Annotated in this window: 25 protein-coding genes and 1 pseudogene; 5 read left to right on the top strand and 21 right to left on the bottom strand. The window is 55.3% G+C overall.

Going from position 1 to position 20,604, the window contains the following annotated elements; all coding sequences use genetic code 11:
• Positions 1-3: 3 nt before the first annotated feature.
• Positions 4-243, top strand: coding sequence for a hypothetical protein (locus tag RMR21_RS22220; RefSeq protein WP_498671578.1), 240 nt, complete (start codon positions 4-6; stop codon positions 241-243).
• A gap of 65 nt (positions 244-308) precedes the next feature.
• Positions 309-497 (top strand): hypothetical protein, encoded by a 189-nt coding sequence (locus RMR21_RS22215; protein ID WP_498671577.1) that lies wholly within the window; start codon positions 309-311, stop codon positions 495-497.
• 97 nt (positions 498-594) lie between these two features.
• Here the strand turns inward: RMR21_RS22215 and RMR21_RS22210 are convergent, their stop codons facing one another.
• From RMR21_RS22210 to RMR21_RS22190, 5 genes are all read right to left on the bottom strand, one after another.
• Positions 595-963, bottom strand: coding sequence for a YbhB/YbcL family Raf kinase inhibitor-like protein (locus tag RMR21_RS22210; RefSeq protein ID WP_498671574.1), 369 nt, complete (start codon positions 961-963; stop codon positions 595-597).
• Between the two features lie 240 nt (positions 964-1,203).
• Positions 1,204-2,393, bottom strand: a protein-coding gene (locus tag RMR21_RS22205) for an IS3 family transposase (protein WP_498671572.1) whose coding sequence is annotated in 2 segments (ribosomal slippage) — positions 1,204-2,141 and positions 2,141-2,393 — 1,191 coding nt in all. Because the reading frame shifts where the segments join, the coding sequence is not laid out codon by codon here.
• Between the two features lie 26 nt (positions 2,394-2,419).
• Complete coding sequence (locus RMR21_RS22200) at positions 2,420-3,046, bottom strand: hypothetical protein (RefSeq protein WP_498671570.1); 627 nt, start codon at positions 3,044-3,046, stop codon at positions 2,420-2,422.
• A 237-nt stretch (positions 3,047-3,283) separates the two neighbouring features.
• Complete coding sequence (locus RMR21_RS22195) at positions 3,284-3,667, bottom strand: hypothetical protein (protein WP_498671566.1); 384 nt, start codon at positions 3,665-3,667, stop codon at positions 3,284-3,286.
• A 56-nt stretch (positions 3,668-3,723) separates the two neighbouring features.
• Positions 3,724-3,945 (bottom strand): DUF7940 domain-containing protein, encoded by a 222-nt coding sequence (locus RMR21_RS22190; RefSeq protein WP_498671565.1) that lies wholly within the window; start codon positions 3,943-3,945, stop codon positions 3,724-3,726.
• A gap of 111 nt (positions 3,946-4,056) precedes the next feature.
• On the opposite strand from RMR21_RS22190, the gene RMR21_RS22185 reads away from it, so the two are divergent.
• Positions 4,057-4,338, top strand: coding sequence for a type II toxin-antitoxin system RelE/ParE family toxin (locus RMR21_RS22185; protein ID WP_498671564.1), 282 nt, complete (start codon positions 4,057-4,059; stop codon positions 4,336-4,338).
• Between the two features lie 54 nt (positions 4,339-4,392).
• Positions 4,393-4,692 carry a HigA family addiction module antitoxin gene (locus RMR21_RS22180; protein WP_498671563.1) on the top strand — a complete coding sequence of 100 codons (300 nt, stop codon included), beginning with the start codon at positions 4,393-4,395 and terminating at the stop codon, positions 4,690-4,692.
• 19 nt (positions 4,693-4,711) lie between these two features.
• Here the strand turns inward: RMR21_RS22180 and RMR21_RS22175 are convergent, their stop codons facing one another.
• Entirely contained in the window at positions 4,712-5,074 is a 363-nt protein-coding gene (locus tag RMR21_RS22175) for a hypothetical protein (protein ID WP_498671562.1), read from the bottom strand.
• Between RMR21_RS22175 and RMR21_RS22170 the strand changes: the two genes are divergently transcribed.
• The gene (locus RMR21_RS22170) at positions 4,992-5,462 is read left to right on the top strand and encodes a group II intron maturase-specific domain-containing protein (RefSeq protein ID WP_498671877.1); all 471 of its coding nucleotides are present in this window, start codon (positions 4,992-4,994) and stop codon (positions 5,460-5,462) included. The genes RMR21_RS22175 and RMR21_RS22170 overlap by 83 nt on opposite strands.
• An 18-nt stretch (positions 5,463-5,480) precedes the next feature.
• Here the strand turns inward: RMR21_RS22170 and tnpC are convergent.
• The 15 genes and pseudogenes from tnpC to RMR21_RS22095 form a co-directional block, all read right to left on the bottom strand.
• Positions 5,481-6,338: pseudogene (tnpC, locus tag RMR21_RS22165) on the bottom strand (IS66 family transposase); the annotation flags it as partial.
• 355 nt (positions 6,339-6,693) lie between these two features.
• On the bottom strand, positions 6,694-7,101 hold the full coding sequence (locus RMR21_RS22160; RefSeq protein ID WP_498671561.1) for a TIGR02588 family protein: 408 nt from the start codon (positions 7,099-7,101) through the stop codon (positions 6,694-6,696).
• A 7-nt stretch (positions 7,102-7,108) separates the two neighbouring features.
• Positions 7,109-7,972: a TIGR02587 family membrane protein gene (locus RMR21_RS22155; protein WP_498671560.1), complete on the bottom strand. Its 864-nt coding sequence runs from the start codon at positions 7,970-7,972 to the stop codon at positions 7,109-7,111.
• Between the two features lie 779 nt (positions 7,973-8,751).
• A complete protein-coding gene (locus tag RMR21_RS22150) occupies positions 8,752-10,023 on the bottom strand; it encodes a Zn-dependent hydrolase (RefSeq protein ID WP_498671559.1) in 1,272 nt (423 codons plus the stop codon).
• The gene (locus RMR21_RS22145; RefSeq protein ID WP_498671558.1) at positions 10,020-10,862 is read right to left on the bottom strand and encodes a BtpA/SgcQ family protein; all 843 of its coding nucleotides are present in this window, start codon (positions 10,860-10,862) and stop codon (positions 10,020-10,022) included. The genes RMR21_RS22150 and RMR21_RS22145 overlap by 4 nt, the downstream gene beginning before the upstream one ends.
• Complete coding sequence (locus tag RMR21_RS22140; RefSeq protein WP_498671557.1) at positions 10,859-11,773, bottom strand: ribokinase; 915 nt, start codon at positions 11,771-11,773, stop codon at positions 10,859-10,861. The genes RMR21_RS22145 and RMR21_RS22140 overlap by 4 nt, the downstream gene beginning before the upstream one ends.
• Before the next feature lie 3 nt (positions 11,774-11,776).
• A complete protein-coding gene (locus tag RMR21_RS22135) occupies positions 11,777-12,547 on the bottom strand; it encodes a glutamine amidotransferase (RefSeq protein ID WP_498671556.1) in 771 nt (256 codons plus the stop codon).
• 30 nt (positions 12,548-12,577) lie between these two features.
• Positions 12,578-13,666 carry a phosphotriesterase family protein gene (locus RMR21_RS22130; RefSeq protein WP_498671555.1) on the bottom strand — a complete coding sequence of 363 codons (1,089 nt, stop codon included), beginning with the start codon at positions 13,664-13,666 and terminating at the stop codon, positions 12,578-12,580.
• Between the two features lie 2 nt (positions 13,667-13,668).
• Complete coding sequence (locus RMR21_RS22125; RefSeq protein ID WP_498671554.1) at positions 13,669-14,694, bottom strand: ABC transporter permease; 1,026 nt, start codon at positions 14,692-14,694, stop codon at positions 13,669-13,671.
• A complete protein-coding gene (locus tag RMR21_RS22120) occupies positions 14,691-15,488 on the bottom strand; it encodes an ATP-binding cassette domain-containing protein (RefSeq protein WP_498671553.1) in 798 nt (265 codons plus the stop codon). The genes RMR21_RS22125 and RMR21_RS22120 overlap by 4 nt, the downstream gene beginning before the upstream one ends.
• A 186-nt stretch (positions 15,489-15,674) precedes the next feature.
• Complete coding sequence (locus RMR21_RS22115; protein ID WP_498671552.1) at positions 15,675-16,616, bottom strand: ABC transporter substrate-binding protein; 942 nt, start codon at positions 16,614-16,616, stop codon at positions 15,675-15,677.
• Between the two features lie 126 nt (positions 16,617-16,742).
• Positions 16,743-17,342 carry a cupin domain-containing protein gene (locus RMR21_RS22110; RefSeq protein WP_498671551.1) on the bottom strand — a complete coding sequence of 200 codons (600 nt, stop codon included), beginning with the start codon at positions 17,340-17,342 and terminating at the stop codon, positions 16,743-16,745.
• Between the two features lie 469 nt (positions 17,343-17,811).
• The gene (locus RMR21_RS22105) at positions 17,812-18,753 is read right to left on the bottom strand and encodes an autotransporter outer membrane beta-barrel domain-containing protein (protein ID WP_498671550.1); all 942 of its coding nucleotides are present in this window, start codon (positions 18,751-18,753) and stop codon (positions 17,812-17,814) included.
• Positions 18,754-18,969: 216 nt separating this feature from the next.
• Positions 18,970-20,106, bottom strand: a complete 1,137-nt coding sequence (locus RMR21_RS22100; protein ID WP_498671549.1) for a hypothetical protein — start codon at positions 20,104-20,106, stop codon at positions 18,970-18,972.
• A 45-nt stretch (positions 20,107-20,151) separates the two neighbouring features.
• Positions 20,152-20,493, bottom strand: coding sequence for a hypothetical protein (locus tag RMR21_RS22095; RefSeq protein ID WP_498671548.1), 342 nt, complete (start codon positions 20,491-20,493; stop codon positions 20,152-20,154).
• Between the last annotated feature and the right edge of the window lie 111 nt (positions 20,494-20,604).

Here is a 20,604-nt window from a genome sequence, read left to right as displayed (position 1 = left end):
ATAATGGCTAAAATCAAATTGATTGTTCTTGCCGCTTATGTTGCCGACGATGAGGGCAATATGGTCGAAGCCTTTGAACCGAGGCAAATGCCAACTGAAGACCGCGCCGTGCGTGAGGGAAAATCACTGGCTAGCCAATATGACGGCGTTGTCGCCTGGTCGCGTGATGCCGATCCAGATATCGGAGAATACGGCCCTCCGACGATCATCTTCAAGCACGGCGAAACCCCGGACATGGGGTAACCTAGAAACTATCAGTCGCAAGAAACTTGAATTGACGGGCGAGGCCCATGTGATGAAATTACGCTATGCTTCGGTTCGAAAAACGAAGAAATATTGCCAATGAATTTTGGACGGTCATCGACTCTTTCATGGATAGACCGGCCACGATTGATGGCGTGCCTTTGGATACCCTGACTGAAGACGAGGCAGATGAGCTGATTGTTCTTCTGGAAGCAAATCATATTCGGGTTGACGGGCCGGACACAACGCCTTGAAGCTTACCCGCTTCATCTGCCGAGAAACAAAAAAAGCCGCCTGGATCACTCCGCGCGGCTTCTGTTATTAGTTTTTACTAAAAGTCCAAGATCTCGCTTAAGGGAAAGATTTGGCTGCGACCGCCTTGTTTAGTTCTTTGCCCTTAGCATCGAGAGCTTTCACCGTGAACCTGTAGCGGTGCTTTGTAGGAGGGCATGGTCCTTTGTATCTGAAGGCACCATACGGAATATCTGATTGCCCGGAATAATCGACTTTTCCACCGCCATGATAGTAGTCCGGCGCATCAAGGTCTTTCATATCAAACCCAAGTTTGACCGTCCCAGCAGGAACGCCAGTGACCTTGAACGGCGGCGATTTGCTGTCAAAGCATTTTGATGTCGGTCCCCATTCAAATGACACTTTCATGTCGGCCAGAGCCGGACCCGCTAAAACGAGCGTTGCGGCACACGCCAGAACAAAACGCATATTATCCCCCTTCGAATCAAGTTGCATAGAAGAGCCTACAACCAATCTTATAAGTTGCTAGATGCTTCCATGATGGGAGGCCCAGAATGCCAGGTCACGGGTTTGGCGCGTCACGATCCCTTTCGACCCTATCCAGCCTTTGGCGCATGTCCAAGATCACATCGCGTGCGCCGTAAACCTCACCGGACTGTCGCTTTTGTTCATCAGTCTGACGTTACTGATTGACCTGCCACTGAAGTTTCATCCGGCTGCGATTAGAGCCTCAGCGGTTTTTGATACGCCAAATGGCGCGGTGGGAGCAACCGGCGGAAACGCGAAGCTTCCACTTTGCTTAGCGTTGAAGCCGGTTGCGGCGATGATCCCGGCATAGTTCGCCGGGGTCTGGTATCCGAGCGATGAGTGGGGCCGGAAGTTGTTGTAGTCGTCGGCCCATTCCGCAATGGTGCTGTGGGCATGATCGAGACCAAAGAACAAACTTTCATTGAGCAGTTCGTCGCGCATGCGGCCGTTAAAACTCTCGACATAGCCGTTTTGCATCGGTCTTCCCGGCGCAATGTAGTGCCACTCAACCTTGTGATCCTTCGACCAGGCAAGGATGGCATTCGAGGTTAGTTCGGTCCCATTGTCTGAGACAATCATGCCGGGCTTGCCCCGTCGCTCGATAAGGGTCGTCAGTTCTCGCGCGACACGGCGGCCGGAGATCGATGTGTCCGGGATCGCCGCCAGGCATTCGCGCGTGACATCGTCGACCACATTGAGGACACGGAAGCGTCTGCCGCAGGCGAACTGGTCGTGGACGAAATCCAGCGACCAGCGGGCATTTGCCTTGGCTTCGACGAGGATCGGCGCACGCGTACCGACAGCACGACGCCTCGCTTTCCGCTTGCGCACGGAAAGACCTTCCTCGCGATAGAGCCGGTAGATGCGATTGATACCAGACGGCTCTCCGTCTCGTCGAAGCAAAACGAACAATCGACGATAGCCGAACCGGCGGCGCTCATTGGCCAGATCGCGCAACTTCGCTCGCAGCTCTAACTCAGGTGGTCGACTGGATCGATAACGGACCGTCTTGCGGTCGGCAGATATGATCTGGCAGGCCCGCCGCTCCGAAAGCCCCATTGTGACCTTCAGATGCGTGACGGCTTCACGCTTGGCGGCAGGCCCTACCATTTTTTCCCAAGAAGCTCACGAAGAGCGGCAACATCCAGCATCTGCTCGGCCAACAACTTCTTCAGCTTTGCATTCTCGTCCTCAAGCGCCTTCAGACGCTTGGCCTCAGACACCTCCATGCCGCCGTATTTGGCCTTCCAGTTGTAGAACGTTGCTTCTGAAATTCCGTGCCTGCGGCACAGGTCGGCGGCCTTTGCGCCAGCCTCTTGCTCACGCAGCACACCGATAATCTGTTCTTCCGTAAATCTCTGCTTCTTCATTCGTCCGTCCTCTCATGGGCCGGACTCTAATCAATTCTGGAGGAAATTCGCAGTGGCAGGTCATGATCGATAAAGCGCTGGTCGTAGTTTGCGAACACCCTATCCAGTTCCGCGCGAGGCACTTGCGCGTCTCGGATTTCCTTGATCGTCGCTTCTATCCGCGTCTGATCTTCAGCGCCGCGCGCCTGTCGATATTCCATCTCTTGGCGGGTCACCATGCGTTCGGTCATAGCAACAAGACTCTGTTGCGTGGTATCTGCGAGCTTCGATATTGAGGCTTGCATAAGCTCGCCATTCTTCAGAATGGCAACATCCAAACGTGACTGATCTTTGCTAAGCGTTCCGTAGACGAAAGCGCCAAGCGCCGCCAGGATGGTGAAGGACACACCCGCAGCAGACCAAACAACGGGCCACTGTGTTCGGCTCCGTTCGGCAAGGCTGGAAGACAACGAGGCAATGGAAGATCGCATTTCGTTAGCGATGGACGCCATACCGTTTTCGACCTGCTTAAAACCGGCGCGCATCTCGGTTTCCAAGTCAGTCTGGCGACGATTGAGATTTGTGACGCGCTCACCCAATTGCGCGGTGACCGCGTCGGCATAACTCCGATCCACTTGACTGCCATTCCCCATGTCGTCGTTTCCTTGCGCCATTACCTTAACCTTACCCATGCCCGCTAACCCTTCGCGCCGAAGCGCGTCTTCACCCCGTCATAAAATCCCGCACACCGACCTGTGCGCCGATCCACGAAATCCGCCGCAAATTCCCACCGCAGTTGCGTGTTCCTGGGCTTCTCTGTTCCGTATTGCGGGATAACCCGTGCCATCTTCTGACGACATTCTTCGGGGAGATCAGGAAGGCTTACACCTGCCTGCGTCCGGCCCCGTGTATCAGCGGCCGCAATCAGCCGCGCCTCTTTGCTTGCACAGCCAGAGGCGATCAGCATCACCCCAACGGTAGTCACCGTCATCCATGTTTTGATTGTCATCTTTGATTGCCTGTTCAAGTTGGGCTTCGAGTTTTTGCTGTGTCAAAGCGTCGGCTATGGCTCGCCTGCGATGCTCTTCAAGCGATTGAGCCGCAGCGTTGCGTTGCCGGATCATTTCCGTCGCCAACGATTCAGCGGCGGTCTTTTCAGAAAGCAGGACGTAACCTTGCAGCACCGCCTTATCGTGCGAGGCAAGCCAGACGCGAAAACCTGCGTAGGCCAAGAGGATGATCACGCAGCCGGAAATCAGCCGGCCTATCGCTGTGCCGGTGAAGAAGGCAATCATAGTCCGCTCACGCAAAGTTCGGCTTCGCCGCCTTACCCCGCTTGGTTGGCACGATCTTATTTATCGGCACTGGTGACACCTTTCTGGACGAGAAGGCGCGCCATGAACGCTCCGGCCACCGTCAGGCCAGAGAATGCAGCGAACACGCCGGGGGGGATTTCGACAACGCCGTCGATCAGCGGAAGCGCAACTTCCAGACCTGACAAGACGGCAGCAAGGATCATAAGGCGGACAGACCAAGCGCGTTTCAGCACTTGCCGCCAATTTTGGACGAGCATGGAGTTTCCTTTTGATTGGGAAGTTAGACGAATAAAAACGTATCTCTTAGCGATACTATCGGTTGACATCTGAACGTATCTGTTTAAGATACCAATATCAGGAGGCCAACAATGATCCGCTCATTCAAAGACAAGCTCACCGCATCGATTGATGACGGATCGGTAAAGAAAGGCTTCCCGTCTGATCTGGTACGCCGTGCACAGCAACTGCTCACGGTTCTGGACGCAGCAACGACCGTCGAAGACCTTCGCTCACCGCCCGGCAATCGCCTTGAGAAACTGTCTGGCGACCGGCATGGCCAGCATTCGATACGCATCAATAAGCAGTGGAGAATTTGCTTCACGTGGACAGAAGCAGGGCCGGAAAATGTGGAGATTACCGACTATCATTAGTCGGTAATCCATCTGTAACGCTCATGACAATGAGGCCAAGGAGGGCCAGCGATTATGACAATCACCAAATCACCGCCGATCCATCCAGGCGAAATTCTGCGGGAACTTTATTTGGAGCCGCTGGAAATGACGCCTTACGCTCTTGCCAAGCATTTGAACGTTCCTCGTACCCGGATAGAACGGATCACATCGGAGAAACTTGGCATTACCGCTGACACCGCGTTGCGGTTAGCCAAGTTCTTCAAGACGACACCCGAATATTGGCTGAACCTGCAAAATTCTTTCGACATCAAGAGTGCGGCCTTCGCATTGGAGGATGATCTTGCGAACATCAAAGAACTGGAGGAGGCCTGAAGCCCAAGTTGAACCAGCGCTAGTTTTCATCCGTCCGGCCTCGTCGTGGCGTCAGGAAATGCGCAGGCGTGGCCGGGATGCCGGGGGCGCTGTTCGGCGCGACTTTGCCACCGCCGTTCGTTCCACTACCGGAACTTGAACCGCCATCACCGCCGCCGCCTTCGCCGTCGCCGCCATCTTCCGACGAAGACTTGCCATCATAGAGCGTGGCTGAAATGTCCGTGGTGAAGGTGCTTTTCGCAGTATAGCGGTGGGTTGCCGTGTCGATCACATAGGGAACGCCATCGAGGCCGGGACGGATACCCAAGGAAAAGGCAAAGGGGTTTGTTCGCAGACTTACCGAAACCCTTTCCGGCAACCATAGTGTCAGTACGGTCGACATGATCGCTGGCCTGAACCGCCAATTGATGGGATGGGCGGCGTTCTACAAGTTCACCGACTTCACGGCGTACGTCTTCCGGCGCATCGACCATTTCGTGTTCTGGAAAATGGCGCATTGGCTGGGACACAAATACCGATCCAGCATCAAACCCTTGATGCGGAAATGGTTCAGGGCCCCGGAACTGGGCAAGGCGAAAACCTGTCTCCTGTTTGGTCGGAATGAACGCGGCAACCCCGTCGGAAAAGCGTTGAAACGGCTTGTCTCAAGCCCCAAGGCGCAGTTCCGGTGGCGTAATCCGGAGGAGAATCCATACATCTTCCGGATCGAGAACCGCAGTACCGTCACATCGAACTATCATGAAGTTGCTATGGCCATGGGCCAAGCTTGAATAGAGAGCCCCATCCGCTCCAGGTGAGTACAGCTTGCCATATCCTTTGTAGCCGTCAGCCTGAAGGATACCGCTTGATTGCCCGAGGTGACGATGAACGTGCTCTTCTTTCCAGTCAGGCGCAAAATAGTAGACTGCACCCGGCGGGGAGGCTCCAGCCCAGGGACGTTGATCGCGAACATACGTCCATATCCTGCCCTTCTTCACGCCTTTGCCCAGCCCTTTGTCTCGCAGCGAGCGATCCAACACCCGGATCGCGGTATCGTCCGCATGAAGGAGATCACTTGCAATGATTGCAGCTTCGATCCGTTCGATAAGAGGCTGAAGCACTCGCATGGCGCGACCACACCAATCGACCATCGTGCTGTCGGGAATGTCGACGCCCATGCGGGCGAAGATTTCGTTCAGACGGTATAGCGGCAGATGATCATCGAACTTCGAGACCAGAATGTACGCCAGGAGGCCAGCGCCCGCCATGCTGCCAGGGATCGGGCGGCTGGGCGCAGGGACCTGCACAATCTTCTCGCAGCAGCGGCAGGACTTCTTCAATCGAGCGACCTGGATCACCTTCATCTGCGCCGCAATCATGTCGAGGATTTCGCTGGCGTCCTCACCGACAAGGCGCAACTCACCTCCGCATTCCGGGCAGCAGGAGCCAGGATCGAGTTCTCGGCGCTCGCGAACCGCCTTGTCGGACACGCGTGGGCGTCGGCGCATGATCTTTTCCGACGCATCCGCCAGGGGCACAACAGACGCCGTCTCATCGGCTTCATCGACCGGGGCCGTATTGCCCTCAGAGGCGGCGATCAAAAGGTCCTCAAGAGCCAGTTCCAACTGCTCGATTTCACGCTCGATCTTTTCGGAAGACTTGCCGAAGGACGGCCATCGCTTCCGTCGGACCAGCGATAAGCGAAGCTTGATGAGTGTCGTCTACAAAACTCCTTATTGTAAAGTTTCCCCGCCAGCCCGCAGCCCATGGGGGCTGACAAGCTTGCCGGCGTGCGGCCCTTGGGTGGCACCCGACCCCTTTTTCGTTAAGTGCAGACTACAGGAGCGTTCGACACGATCTGGTTGAGCAGAAAGTCGTGATCCATATTTTGGATTAACTGGGCAAAATTTCAGGGTTTGTGGAACTACGGTCATAAAAGACGCGTGGGCTTGGTCATAAACAACTATTGCTGCCGCCTTTTGACCAGCCGTCTGGCGTTCGCGCCCTTTCGTAAAACGGCGCTCAGGGCTCGTTGAAGGCTGACACATGGAGAGTGATCCTGCCTGTGGGATCATTACTGAAAATCAGACCTCCTCGCGCCTTTGATTTTCCAGGGACATAGTCGAGTACGGTGCTCGCTCTCTCAATGACATCGGAACCATCACGGATTTCGCCGTGGACAGCGACCTGCGCAGCCGTTGCGCTTGCAACGTTCGACACTTCAAAAGATACCTGAAACCCGTTGCTGCGCTGTTCAGTGATGACCACGGTGGCGGTGAGGTCGGGTGATGTATCATGATCTTTAAACGCGTCGTTTGCGATCCAGAAAATCACCACAAGTACGACTAATGCGGATACCAGTCCGGTGACCCACTCGATCCAGTGCGGATTGTTAGCCTCAAGACTTTTGTCGCCGATTGTTTTGGTCATAAAGCCCTCAAAGGATAAGTCGAGCTGCGGCCGCTCCGATGGCACCGGGAAAACTCAGGATGACGACCGCCATAAGCACCTGTGTGGAACCCAGGTCGTCAGTTCGGTGGAACGTCCAGAGACAGTAGGCGCTGATGAGCCCCGCTATCACGTAGCCCGGTAAGGTGAAGCGTACAAAAGCATGCCACCTTGGCGTACCCTCCTCGAGATCGTGGCTTCCATGAAATGACAGCGCGTAAACGAACCCATGCATGATGATCAGCGACGCTGCGATAATGACAAGGCCGTGCCAAGGCGTCATCTTGAACGAGAGCAAGATCATCTCCTCGGTTGGCGCCACGTTCAGATTTAAAAATAGTGCACCAACTGCCATCAAAAAAAGCTCGCCGCCATAACTCGTCCCGCGATTTGGAACTGGATCGTCGTCATCCTCGGTTTCTTCATCGTCAGCCTCGCCACCAAGTTGGCTCCGGCCCAACATGGCACCAATGCTCGCCGGCACCGCCAGCAGGGCGATCATACCCACCATCTCATGGGACGTCTGACCAGCATGTAACACGCCTATAGAGGAGAGAATCAAAGCGCTTGCTGCGATACCCAATGCGTATGCGATAATAGCATCTCGGACACTTTGCCGCCAACCTGAGGTCTGCTCAAACCCTATGCGGCGAGACAAGACAATTAACAGCGGCAAATTGATCAAAAGAAGGAGCAACAGCCGGGTGCGATCCATGTAGAAGCCGAGTTCCCACATTTCCATCGTCATAAACATCGGCAGAGCGAACAAAAGACCGCCCCCAACGCCGCGTGCTATTCCAGCGAAAAATGTGTTTGTATCGAAGCCACTAATCTCGCTGTTTTCCGAACCCATTTTTCCTCCGCAGAATGAACACTCTGGTAACGCGCAAAGTCATCAGCGTGCTGGCTTTTGAAATAATGCCATGGTTCACAAGGCTATCCATGATTTGGGCATATCACAGGATATCAGCTTCCTTTGAAGGGATTAGCGCGACGAAGGGACGGTGGCAATGCCGAAACCTAACAGCTTGGACAGTGAACGCGACGACAATCACGGCGTGCTCATGAAGCCCTTTTAATATCCATGACACCTGAGAGGTCCCACTTTGTTCACGAGACAATTTGACGTGTCCCAAGGAGTTTATGGAATTATCAAGCGCCAAGTTCCCATATTGTATCCGCAAAGGTCTGCGGGAGCTTCCTGCGGCACGTTATGGCCGAAGCCCGACAGGACGCCTGACATAACGTCCGGTGAACCTTCTCGCATCTTTATCTTCGAATAAGGAGGGATCAACGCCGTAACGATAGCGGTAGGAATTGATCACCCCATCAACAAAATCGGATTGTCGAAAGAGGCGACGGTTTGCTCACACGTGGCGTCATCGAAGGACCAAGCTGGTGACCAGCTTTCCCATAGAAAACGGCAAAGGTTTTCTTTTATCGAGTCCCTTGCCTCGTCATGCTGCCATTGAACTCGTGTCTGAAGGTCGCAATAACTTCAACGGAAAGGTCGATTGGGCGTAGCCAGCGCGGCGCTTTGAAAAAATATGAACGGCCGGACCAAGGGGATGGACGCCTTGAACCAAAACCGAACGAGCAACATGGGTTCTCGAGAATTTCACATCACTGGCATCAAGACCAGCGCTGCGAGTTTCTGGCTAAAGCGTCCAAGACTTTCAAAGTCGACTGAAACAATATCTGTGCGCCTGCGACGCTATGTTGTGGCTCGACATATTCCGCTTCATTGTGGCTAAGCCCATCCCTGCATGGTACGAAAATCATGGCGGTCGGTGCCAGGCGCGATACGTAGAGAGCGTCGTGGAATGCACCGGAAACCATAGGCTTCAAAGCCAGTCCAAGGTCACGAGCGGCGGCTTCGATGCTGTTGATGCTGATGCTGGAAAACGAGGCTGGGCTCATGTCGAATGTCTTGCGAAGATCAGCCAGGCAGGACTGCGCGGCAGCTGCAGCCTTAAAAGCTTGCAGAACTTGGGCTTCAATGACGTCCAGTCTGTCGATTTCTGGATGGCGCAAATCGATCGTCAGGACGATGGACCCTGGAATAGCATTGATCGAACCGGGATGAGCTGCGATCCGTCCAACCGTCAGGCGTGCGTTTTCGTCCATCGGCATGATCGTGTTGTGGAGCATGTGCAGTGCAGAAGCGACAGCCACCATAGGGTCGCGACGAAAAGCCAACTGGGTGGTTCCGGCGTGCGCCGCTTGCCCCGTTACAGTGACTTCAAGCCAGCGCGTCCCTTGTATGCCGGTGACGACTCCGACCGGAATTTTTTCCTTTTCGAGCATTGGCCCTTGCTCAATGTGTAGTTCGAGATAGCCCAATATCGGAAAACCGATAGCCCGTCGTTCCGCAGCGGGCAGCGCGGCGAGCGTACCAATCAGCGCATCTTGAAAGGAAACCCCGTCCGTGCCGCGAAGCCCGTGCCATTCTTGCGGAATTTGTCCAAGCGAAAATGCCATAGAGCCCATCGTTCCCGGGGCAAACCGACTACCTTCTTCATTGGTCCAGGCAACGACTTCGATCGGGGCATCCGTCGCGATGCCGTGATCTTCAAGCGTCTCCAAAACTTCGAATGCAGCAAGCGTTCCCAGAGCACCGTCGTAACGACCCCCAGTTGGCTGGCTATCAAGATGACTGCCAATCAGAAAGGGTGGGCTCGTTTTGTTTTTCCCTTCGCGGCGGAGGAACAGGTTGGCCATGTCGTCTTGAAACACTGTAAAGCCCCGTTCGATTGCGAGACTGGCAAGAAGAGCGCGCGCCTCCCGGTCCTCGGGCGAAAGAGCCTGCCGATTGACACCCCCCGCAGGCGTTGCCCCGATCGCGGCGAAATCATCAAGACGTTTCAACAGTCGCTCACCGTTGACATGTGTGTGTGGTTTCATGGTCGCAGACCCTTGATGAAGGCGGTTACCCGGGCCTTCTCAACCTTGTTCCACCAGACACCGTCATACTTCAAGGAACTTGCAACGATGACGCCATCGACGATGTCGAGGATATCACGGGCGTTGTCCGGCGTGACGCCACTACCAACCAGTGTCGGTAATCCAGCGGCCTCCTTAATCATACGGATATAGCCAAGATCCGCCGCGTGTCCCGTACGCTGGCCGGTAGCGATAATCGCGTCGGCGTCGAAAAAGACGAGATCTTTGACCTGTTCCTCCACCGGACGGTCGGCAACAATTGCATGCGCTCCGTGCTTTACGTGGGCATCTGCGAATATCCTGATCCCATAGGCGCGGAGCGTCGCTCGGTAGCGCATCGCGCGGGCAGCCTCGCCCTCGATGAAACCTTCATTGGCGACATAGGCATTGGCCCACTGGTTGACGCGCACGAAACCAGCGCCCGCAGCACTCGCAATGGCAAGTGCCGGAATGGCCGCATTGGCAAGAACGTTGATGCCTATCGGTCGACCGAGTTCGCGGCGAATGCGGTCGGAGACGACGGACATATGGGCGGCGGTTTCAGGACCGATGTCGTCGGGCTTGGAAAACGGAATATCACCATGGTTCTCGATGATCACGCCATCGCAACCACCTTCGAGATAGGCACGGGCATCGTTTAGCCCCTGTTGATAGACATCCTCGACAGCTTCCCCTCTGTAGCGCGGCGCGCCAGGCAAGGGAGCCAAATGCACGACGCCTATGACGGCCTTGCTGCGTCCAAAGAGAGAAGTGATCGCATCACTGGCACCGGGTCCAACCGATTTTGAAGACTGTGTCATGCGCTTTCCGTTTCTGATTGTTTGATAAGGACTGATATTTCATCGGCCGAGGGACAAGAGGCAAGCGTACCAATCCGCGTTACCGCCAGCGCGGATGCCGCCACAGCGACGCCAAGCGCAGCCTCCTGCCGCATTCCTCGAATAAGGCATCCGGCAAAGACACCGCACAACACATCGCCGGCTCCGCTGGTATCGACAACGGCAACTTTTGGGGCAACGATATAAACAGGTTCTAGGCTGCCGCTGCCGAGAAGAAGACAACCACGCGATCCAAGCGTGACGATTACGTAGCCTGCGCCAAGACCCCTGATTATGGTAGCCGCGTCTTCCGGCTGCCGCGAACCCGAGATAGACTGCGCCTCACCCTCATTGACAATGACGAAGTCCACAGCCTCGAAACGGGGTTGCCCGTCCGGTACCAGCGGACTCGCATTGAAAATTGTTGTAAGGCCTTTTCTACGCGCGGCGAGCAGGCACGCATCGGTTATCGCGGGGTTAAGGTTACCCTGCACCACCAGCACGTCACCCGGTTCTATGGTGTCTCCAAAGTCAGTTTGCACCAGTGGGTTAAATGCCAAGGCGCAAGAGACGCTACTGATGATGATGTTTTCGCCCCTCGCGTCAACAGCCACCGTCGAGCGGTCCGTCGGCAGATCGAACTCGGTTAAACAGGCCCTGTCGATCTCGCCCGCCAGTCCATTTCGAATCCAGTCGCCATTCGCATCCCTGCCGATGGCGGCCCAAAGTGTGACCAACGCTCCGGTACGTGCAGCGGAAACAGCCTGATTGGCACCCTTGCCGCCGAGACCATCCGTATGGCTCGCCGCATTGCGCGTTTCGCCCGCTTCCGGCAAACGGTCGAGACTGAATGTGGTGTCTATGCAGACATTGCCGACGACATGCACGCGCATGGCTCAGGCCTTCACTGTCGCCCAGGCGAGCATCTGTTCGAACAATGTCTTGTAACCTGACCAGGCGATGAAGCTCGATGGCAGCCAGTGTGGACCGACATCGGAGGTCCAGGCGACCGTGCGGCCCTTACCATAGGTTCCCGTTACCAGCAGCGGCTGAGAACCATAGTCCGTCGAGACCGTTGCCAAAACCTCGGCATCGTCTTTGACCGTCACTTCGTTGTAACCGAGCAGAATCGGCCAATCGGTCCCAAGACCCTTAAGAATCGGGTGGCTTGCATCGCCGGTGACGACAGGCGCAAAACCTTCGGGCACTTCGACACGATCATCATAGGCAAGGCAGGAAACCGGTAGGACGTCTTCGACTGGCGTTTTGCGATAGCGCGCACCACCATTGATGCCCTGGAAGCTGTAGTAACCGCCGAACATCAGGAGCGCGCCCCCGTTCTGAACATACTCCCGCAACAGGCGTAGACGGTTTGGAGTGGTTTTGGAGTGGATCCATGTGTCAGGATGCAAAAGCAGCGTGTTGGCACCGATATCCGACAGGATGATTGCATCATAAGCCGACAGCGCTTCCAGCGATTGCGGGAAGTCGCGCTGTGCTTCGTGTGCTGGCATGAACTGGACGTCGAAAGGACTGTCCTTGAGCGCGGCCAACAGCTCGTCTGCACCGGTGTGATAGGTAACGGTCGGAAACTGGTCGAAGCCTTTGATGTGGGTGGCCGTGGACACCCAGGATTCGCCTGCGAGAAGAACTTTGGACTTGGACATGAAAACTCCTTGGATATGTCGCTCAGCGTTTCAGATCACGCTGGAAAAAACAGATTTCGGATTGTCGATGAGCATCTGGTCGATGGTCGTTTGATCGACGCCGTGTCGCATGAGGCGAGGCAGAAAGTGCTTGAGGATAAAGCCGTAACCGAAGCCGCCGTAGCGGGTGAGCATGATTTTCATAAACACGTCCTGCGACAACAGAATACGGTCGCCGTATCCCATGTCGATCAGTGAACGGATGGCGCGGGCATTCTGTTCGTCGGATGGCGATTGCGCATCCTGATCGGCATAATAGAAGTCCATGCCGATCATGTCGTATTCTAGGAAAGCACCGCGCGCCGCCAGCGCCTTCTGATACGGCAGATCATCATGACTGGGGTTCATGTGGCACAGGATAGTATGGCGCAGGTTGGCACCCTCCTCCTCCACCACATCCAGAACATCGTGAGCCAGGCGTTCCCAGCCGGGAAGATGGATGGAAAGCGGTACTCCGGTGATCTTCGATGCCCGCGCAGCGCCCCGCAACGATTTGCGTTCTTCGGCTGTGAAATCCTTACTGACGCCGATTTCTCCGATGATACCGGCCATGACCTCCGGCTGTGTTTCTCCACCGCCGATATCGTTGACGATGAACGCGGTGACCTCATCGATGCCCATGGATTTCAACCACTCGGGATGGCTGAATTCGAGATAAAAGCCGGTTCCCATGACGATCTTCAGACCGGACATCTTCGCAATGCGGGCAAGCTTTGCGGGTTCGCGGCCGATGCCGACATTGGTCGTATCAACAACCGTGTGTCCGCCCAATGCCTGAAACCGCGTCAGTTCCGATAACGCCAGATCGCTGTCATCCAGCGAGACGTTATCGCGATTCATATAAGGGTTCATCCGCAGCTCGCCGATGATCTCCATGCTGACCTTCTGCTCGCCGATAGCCTGCGCCTCGGGATGGCAAGGGCAGCGCCAGGATTTGGCACCATCGAGCAGAATATGTTCGTGCATGAGGGTGACGCCCATGTCGGCGACGGGAACAGGTCCGAGAACCGTCATCACCGTTCCGGATTTAACGCCTATCTCCGCTCGCCGTTTGGGTGTCGTATCGAACAGATGATCCATGTCTATTTACCCCTGACTGCGCCACGAAACAGGCGGAAATTGAGCCAGACGGCAATCAGGATGATAGTGCCGGTGACGATCGGCGTCAGGAACGGCGACATGTGCGCGAGGATCAGGCCATTGGCGATAACCGCGACGGTGAGCGCACCGAGCACTGTCCCGACAAGTGTGCCGCGCCCACCAAACAGGCTGGTTCCCCCCAGAACGACAGCGGCGATGACCTCGAGTTCGAAGCCCTGACCTGCATTTGAAGACCCTGAGCCGAGACGTGCAGTGACGATGATACCGGCGAGTGCTGCGGCCGTGCTGGACAGGATATAAACGAACATCGTCGTGAAGCGCGTGTCGATGCCAGCACGACGCACGGCTTCGGCATTGGCGCCGATACCGGTGACGTAGCGTCCGAAGGGCGTCTCATTGAAGGTGATATGGGCGATTAGCAATATAGATAGTGCAATCCAGGCTGGCACCGGGACGCCCAGAAACCAGGAGCGGCCAATGACGTTGAAGAAACTGGCCGGATCGACGGGGATCGAGTAACCGCCAGTAATCAGCAGTGCCAGTCCTCGAATGACGGAGAGGCCCGCCAAGGTGACGATGAAGGCCGGGATACGCTCATAGGCGATGAAGAAGCCATGGATCGCGCCGATGATAGCGCCCAACGACAGCATCAAGAGAATGACCAGTGGCCATGCGAGCCCTGCCTGAAGAGCCGTGGCCGACAAAGTGGCAACGAGTGCCAGAACAGAGCCGACAGACAGATCGATACCGCCGGTGGTGATGACGAAGGTCATGGCGGCAGCAACGATCAGGAGCGGTGCCGACTGGCGGATGATATTCAGCAGATTTGGCGCGGTCAGGAAGGCATCGGTTATGAACGAAAAGACAACGCATACGACGACAAAAAAAAGCGCGATGGAGACGACACTGCCATTGGCCAGCAACTTTTCCCAGAACGTCGCCTTGCGCAGCCGCGATGGAGAAACTTGCGATCCGGCATGCCCGGCTTGAGATGACGGCGTGCTCATGCTGAAACTCCATTTTCATTGCCGTGCCGGGCGGAGCGGGCAGAGAACTTGCGCCCGACGATCAGATTGACGACTTCCTCGATACTGGTCTCGCCAATCAGCCGCTCGGCGACATTGCGCCCTTCATACATGACTTGAATGCGATCGCAGACGAGGAACAGATCCTGCAGGCGATGTGTAATGAGAATGACGCTGACACCGCGCGCACTGACCGTGCGGATCAGTTCGAGCACGGCCTCAACTTCGGCCACCGCAAGAGCCGCCGTCGGTTCGTCCATGATAAGAACCTTGGGTTCGAACGATGCTGCGCGGCCGATGGCGATCGACTGGCGCTGACCACCCGACAGGTTCTCGACCTTGAGCCTTGTATCAGCAATAACGATGCCCAGCCGGTCGAGCATCTCGCGCGTCAAACTGTGCATTTTCTTCTTATCGAGAAAAGACATGCCCAAGACATGACGACGCGGTTCACGGCCGAGAAACAGATTACCAGCGACATCCACCGTGTCACAAAGCGAAAGGTCCTGATAGACCATCTCGACATGGGAGGCACGTGCATCGGCCGGCGAGGAGAAGGAAACGACTTTGCCGTCGATCTCGATGGTGCCGCTATCCGGAATGACGGCACCCGACAGCACTTTGCTCAGTGTCGATTTTCCGGCGCCATTGTCACCGACCAACCCCAGAACTTCGCCGGGCTTGAGGGTCAGCGAGACATTGTCCAGCGTCTGGATGGGATTGTAGCGTTTCGAAATACCGGTCATCCGGACACGGTATGTTTCGCCGTCTGTCATAGTGGCGTTCCTGTTCATAAGGGCTTCAATAAGCACCGCATCTTTTGCAGCTCAACCGCACCTCACCCGACACACGCAAACGCAGAGGGTTAATGACGGGGAGTGCCGCGAATTCTGTCTCCCCGCGAGCGGGGAGACGATGGCCACTAGCCAGATGGGGCTGGGCTTTGGCCGAAAGACGCGCGCTTACTTGAACATGTCCTTGAACTTGGCAACGTTAGCCTTGGTGACGATCGTAACCGGAACGTTGATGATCGGTTCGATAGGTTCACCCTTTTTCAACTTGGTCAGCGCTTCGACGGCAGCCTTGCCCTCGCCAGCCGGATCCTGCTGAACGACGGCGGTGACCCAGCCTTCTTCGATGCCCTTGACAGCCTGCGCGGTCAGGTCCCAACCAAATATCTTGACGTCTTTCTGCCGTCCCTGGCTTTCGACAGCCGAGACGGCGCCGATCAACTGTGGCTCGCCTGTGGCGTAGATCGTCGTCATGTCAGGATTGGCGGTCATGAGATTTTCGGCGGCACCCAGTGCAATGTCCTGCTGGTTCTGACCATCAACCGTATCAAGGAAGGTTACTTTCTGGCCGCCGTCCGTCACCGCCTTCTTGAAGCCATCGAGACGCTGATTCTGGATGAAGGAATTGAGTGCACCGACAATGCCGGTTTTGGCAGCGCCCCCCATGTCGGACTTCACATAATCGGAAAAGAACTTGCCAATGTCCTCGCCCGCTTTGGCGTTGTCGACACCGATGAAGGCGACATTGTCTCCGCCAGGGATTTGCGCATCGATAGCGACGACTGGAATGCCCGCTGCCTTAGCGGCTGTGATGGCCGGCTTCACACCATTGACATCAATGGCGACGAGAATGATTCCATCAACCTTCTGGGTGATGTAGTTTTCGATCGCATCGTTCTGCGCGGCAGGCACGTTGTTGGCGTTGAAGATCACCAGTTTCGCACCGGCAGCATCTGCGGCCTTCTGCGCACCGTCATTGATCTGATTAAAGAACAAAGCCTGCTGGTTGATTGTAACCAGAGCAAAAGTGTCTGCGCTGGCGGATGCTGTGCCGAAAGCCCACGTCATGGCGACGGCTGCGGTGCTGTGTATCAAGAATTTGGAAAGGCGCATTCGGATTCCCCTTGTTTTTCAAAATATCCCGTCGCCGGGCTATCAGGCGCTTAAGCACAGGGGCATAATTCAAGAGACTTGAATTTTTGTCAAGTCTCTTGAATTGAATTTTCCAGAAGCAGGTTTTTAGAATGTGGCCGGCGTGTTAACCCAAAAAATGCTGGCTCGATCCTGGCCCGCATTACGATAATGATGCGGCAGTTCGGAATTGAAGACAAAGGCATCACCAGCCGTCAGCATATAGCTTTTTCCATCAACAATCAGCTCAATCGCCCCCACCAGAAGATACCCGACTTCCTCGCCCGCATGCTGGATTGGGCCAGCACTTTCGCCACCCTCCTCGATGTGATGGATATTGCACTGAAGCAAATGGCCAGCTGAATAGGGTATGATCCGTTCCAGCGAAATCCCCTCGCCGCGTCGCAAGGGATCAAGCGCAATCAGCGGCCGTGTACCAGCACGGAAGACAATACCCTCCTCGCCGTCCGACGCTTCAAACATCCAACCAATATTCGTATCGAGCGCGCCCACCAAACGATGCAGCATGGGCAATGAAGGTGACGCTTTGCCATTTTCGATTTTCGACAGCAGGCTTTCAGAGCAGTTAGCGGCATAAGCAAGTGCCCTCAACGTCATACCCCGCGTCTGGCGAGCCAACCGCAACCGCATCCCTAACCGGGCTGGATTGACAGCCTGCGCTCCAGGGGCATTGAGAATTTCTGCCATGAATGCTAGACCGCCTTCATTCTTTTATAGTTGGATTTCGAGCCAGCTATCTGGTGACCTACCATAGCGGATCGATGAGTATGATTGGTGTGATCTACCACCTAACTTTCACCTATATCAAGCTACTTGAATGACCTTTCCATCCAGGTTTTAGAAAGCAGAATAGGATAGCCTCCTTAGCTTCGTCCGACGCTAGAAAAAGAGTTATGCGCTCGCCTTGAAGGGGGTCGGAACCGATGACCTGTTCATTTGCGAGGTAAAGAATGTAGGCAGGGCAATGCTTTGCTCCCTCGGTCACGAACGAAGTGTCCTCCTCAAGATCATTGGGCAATCTCTGCAAAGAAATTGACGCAGCACGATGATTATTGAGAAGAATTGCCCTCTGAATTTAGGTGCCGCACCCACCGTACGATAAGCAAAGCTCGCCGCACCATGAGCAGCGGTCGTCGCTCGGGCTCTTGATGCCCTGCTAAAACCGCCCACTAATTCCCACTCGTGCACCAGCCGATTGCTCACCATCACCTTCTATGTTGAAGAGCAGGCCGAAGTCGATGTCGAACTCCTGGCTTGTTTGCATCGATAATCCAGCGGACACCTGTGCGAAGGCACCAGAGCCATCAAGACCCGAAAAACCGCCTGTTGCGCCGATCTTCGGCGTCAGAATGAGACCGTTGTCAAGGGTGATCTGCCGCGATATTTCTGCACCGAGGCTGGCGCGCAACTGTTCGCTGGTGAACCCGTACAGATCAAGGATATCTCCAGCGCCATTCGTAACCTCGTAATCATCGACCGTTTCCGACGTGTAGACTGCACGAAGCTTTGGCGTGAGCACCGTGACCTCATCAAGGTTCAACTGCCCCTTGATGGAGGTGTCGAACAGCCAGCGACTGGTATCGAATGTGCCGTCCCAAAATAGGGTATCGATGTCGTTGGCAGAGCCGCCGTAAAGCAGGCTTGTATCCCAGAAGACATTCTTGCCAATCTCGAACGAAGCGTAGGAGCCGGCGAGCCAGCCATTGCCAGTCAGCGTCGCGTCCTCATTGGTTGGGTCTGTCATCCGGTAGTAGTGGAAAGAGACCCCGATCAATGCCTTATCCGAAAGCAGGTAGTCCGCCCCGGCGGAAACCATTGCAAAGTTGCCCCACTTGTTTCCGTTTTCCTCGCGGTTATGGGCAAGGAAGGTCCCATCGATCCAGATGTTGAACGGAGAGAAGTATCCCCCTGCCCCGCCATCAGCGGCATCTCTTGCAGACTCCAGTTGTGCAAGGCTAGTAGAGAAGCCGAGCAACATTCCCTCTTCAGATGGCATCATGCGGGCCGTAACCGGATCGGTCGCTGTTGCCATACGGCGGCGTTCCATTAGGCCGGGAACCTTGATGGTCGAGGCTATCATGTTCTGCCGTGTCTGCACGAATCCATGCACCAGATTGTCGATATTGATTACGCGGTTTTGGTTTGTCCATCTTCGCGTAATCTGCACTGAAAAGATTGACGAATTTTGAGTGCTCCTGAAAACATCGGGCCATTCCGCTGCGTTTGAATTGGGCACATTCAGGATTGGGACATAAAAAAAACCCGCCGGAGCGGGTCTCGAGCTGGGAAATCATACTCGGTTTTGGGGTCGACGTTACCCGATTTGGGAGACGTCCGATTTGCGGTAAAAGCGCGCAATAAAACCCGTCGGCTCAAAAATCGGCGCGATCCCAGCTAAGTCGAGTTCATTTTTGATCGTTGCTCTGTAGCCTTGCCTCGACTTGGCAATTTGGGACAGAGAGACATAATCTCTTTCGAAGTCTAGAACAGACTGGCGTTCAACCAGTTTGACTGTTTTACCTGTTTCACGACGGGAGCTTCTGACGTGCAGGTAGCCAAGTTCAATCAGCAGGCTAACCGTAGCGGTAGTTGTCCCGAGAACACGCTCGACCTCTTTCGTTCGCATCCAGTGTTCATCACCACCGGCTATGGGACTTACATCAGGTTTAAAACCATCATGGTCAACGCGAATCCGGGTGAAGAACGGCCCATCTCCCTGCTGCAGGTAAGACCTGACGGTTCCGCTGAAGATCATGGACGCTACGTGTTGGAAAGGAAGGTGCCAAGCCTGACAGGCTTCAACGATGGAAATCGTTCCGTCGTGGGTCTGCACCGCGGTCATGTTTGCGCCGAACTTGCGCTCAAAACCTCTCAGGTCCGCCTCGCGGATTCGCGTGTAGGGGCGAGTATCGTCTGAGCGTTTTTCAACACATTCGATGATATTCAGTTTCAAGACATCATCCATCCTGGCCTCGGTCAAGCCAAGGACGACTGCCGCCTCCTTGCTTGTAAGGGTTTCCGATGCCGCTCTTAGAATCTGGGCACCCAAAGTTGCATCGAAATACGCTTGAGACGTCGGAAGGTAATGCTGGAACCCTGGAATGTTTTCTTGGATCAACGCCTTGATCCGATCCTTGTGCATCCCGAAGTCCGCATGCGCAGTATTCACACAATATAGATGGCGAACCTCTACAGGTTTAAAGATTGTCTCACTTGGGCCATACGGCATATTTCGCTCGAGAATATCTTGGATCAAGTCGGCAATCGGTTCGTAAACCGCCTTCGAGAGGTTGCGGCGGAGCCATCGTGTCATGGGTCCAAGCACAGTCTCGACCCGCCGTTTGTTAGGTGGGTTTTGCTTGATCACATCAGAAATCAACGCACGGATCGCGGGCTCTCCCCTGGAAGCGAGCAGGAACCCCCATTCACTTACGCTTCTGCCTTCAGGCATTTGATCCCGGATATCGTGAAGAACCAGGAAATCACCCAGGTAGCGTTAGAACTTGGCAGCCACGTGAACGTCTAGCGTGTCCAGGAAGCTGGCTCCGCCGTCCTCGAACACCCGCTCGCGAAGGTATCGGTCAAGTGTCGGCTGTCGCCTTGGGAGGGTCGCCGCAGCCACCGCCTCGATATGTGCCTCTGGCTTCATAGTTTTGAGACGCAAAGGAAAACCCCATGTCATCGAGCGAAGCTCTCGCAAGCCATCTTTCTCAGTGACCACCATCCCAGGTGTTCCGGGATAGACATCCTCAGGCGCGTTGGTTTGCAGAGTGTTCGGTGCGCCGAAATGAGCGGCAACCTCGGCGGCTGACGTTCGGACGGTGTACAAGTTGCACATCTTGCTCTCCCGCTTTTTAGCGTTGGCTACATAAGCATGTCGTCTAGCCGACGTGAAGCCTCCGTCGGCGAGACGCAGTTCTGTCTGCGATCTCGAAGTACCGGACTAGGG

This window comes from Agrobacterium sp. rho-8.1, assembly GCF_033957725.1.
GTDB lineage: Bacteria > Pseudomonadota > Alphaproteobacteria > Rhizobiales > Rhizobiaceae > Agrobacterium.
This window is presented reverse-complemented; position numbering and strand designations above follow the sequence as displayed.

Excerpts from the sequence above, each read along its gene's own strand:
- RMR21_RS22220 (WP_498671578.1), top strand. The coding sequence starts at position 4 with ATGGCTAAAATCAAATTGATTGTTCTTGCCGCTTATGTTGCCGACGAT.
- RMR21_RS22215 (WP_498671577.1), top strand. The coding sequence starts at position 309 with ATGCTTCGGTTCGAAAAACGAAGAAATATTGCCAATGAATTTTGGACG.
- RMR21_RS22210 (WP_498671574.1), bottom strand. The coding sequence starts at position 963 with ATGCGTTTTGTTCTGGCGTGTGCCGCAACGCTCGTTTTAGCGGGTCCG.
- RMR21_RS22200 (WP_498671570.1), bottom strand. The coding sequence starts at position 3,046 with ATGGCGCAAGGAAACGACGACATGGGGAATGGCAGTCAAGTGGATCGG.
- RMR21_RS22195 (WP_498671566.1), bottom strand. The coding sequence starts at position 3,667 with ATGATTGCCTTCTTCACCGGCACAGCGATAGGCCGGCTGATTTCCGGC.
- RMR21_RS22190 (WP_498671565.1), bottom strand. The coding sequence starts at position 3,945 with ATGCTCGTCCAAAATTGGCGGCAAGTGCTGAAACGCGCTTGGTCTGTC.
- RMR21_RS22185 (WP_498671564.1), top strand. The coding sequence starts at position 4,057 with ATGATCCGCTCATTCAAAGACAAGCTCACCGCATCGATTGATGACGGA.
- RMR21_RS22180 (WP_498671563.1), top strand. The coding sequence starts at position 4,393 with ATGACAATCACCAAATCACCGCCGATCCATCCAGGCGAAATTCTGCGG.
- RMR21_RS22175 (WP_498671562.1), bottom strand. The coding sequence starts at position 5,074 with ATGTCGACCGTACTGACACTATGGTTGCCGGAAAGGGTTTCGGTAAGT.
- RMR21_RS22160 (WP_498671561.1), bottom strand. The coding sequence starts at position 7,101 with ATGACCAAAACAATCGGCGACAAAAGTCTTGAGGCTAACAATCCGCAC.
- RMR21_RS22155 (WP_498671560.1), bottom strand. The coding sequence starts at position 7,972 with ATGGGTTCGGAAAACAGCGAGATTAGTGGCTTCGATACAAACACATTT.
- RMR21_RS22150 (WP_498671559.1), bottom strand. The coding sequence starts at position 10,023 with ATGAAACCACACACACATGTCAACGGTGAGCGACTGTTGAAACGTCTT.
- RMR21_RS22145 (WP_498671558.1), bottom strand. The coding sequence starts at position 10,862 with ATGACACAGTCTTCAAAATCGGTTGGACCCGGTGCCAGTGATGCGATC.
- RMR21_RS22140 (WP_498671557.1), bottom strand. The coding sequence starts at position 11,773 with ATGCGCGTGCATGTCGTCGGCAATGTCTGCATAGACACCACATTCAGT.
- RMR21_RS22135 (WP_498671556.1), bottom strand. The coding sequence starts at position 12,547 with ATGTCCAAGTCCAAAGTTCTTCTCGCAGGCGAATCCTGGGTGTCCACG.
- RMR21_RS22130 (WP_498671555.1), bottom strand. The coding sequence starts at position 13,666 with ATGGATCATCTGTTCGATACGACACCCAAACGGCGAGCGGAGATAGGC.
- RMR21_RS22125 (WP_498671554.1), bottom strand. The coding sequence starts at position 14,694 with ATGAGCACGCCGTCATCTCAAGCCGGGCATGCCGGATCGCAAGTTTCT.
- RMR21_RS22120 (WP_498671553.1), bottom strand. The coding sequence starts at position 15,488 with ATGACAGACGGCGAAACATACCGTGTCCGGATGACCGGTATTTCGAAA.
- RMR21_RS22115 (WP_498671552.1), bottom strand. The coding sequence starts at position 16,616 with ATGCGCCTTTCCAAATTCTTGATACACAGCACCGCAGCCGTCGCCATG.
- RMR21_RS22110 (WP_498671551.1), bottom strand. The coding sequence starts at position 17,342 with ATGGCAGAAATTCTCAATGCCCCTGGAGCGCAGGCTGTCAATCCAGCC.
- RMR21_RS22100 (WP_498671549.1), bottom strand. The coding sequence starts at position 20,106 with ATGCCTGAAGGCAGAAGCGTAAGTGAATGGGGGTTCCTGCTCGCTTCC.
- RMR21_RS22095 (WP_498671548.1), bottom strand. The coding sequence starts at position 20,493 with ATGTGCAACTTGTACACCGTCCGAACGTCAGCCGCCGAGGTTGCCGCT.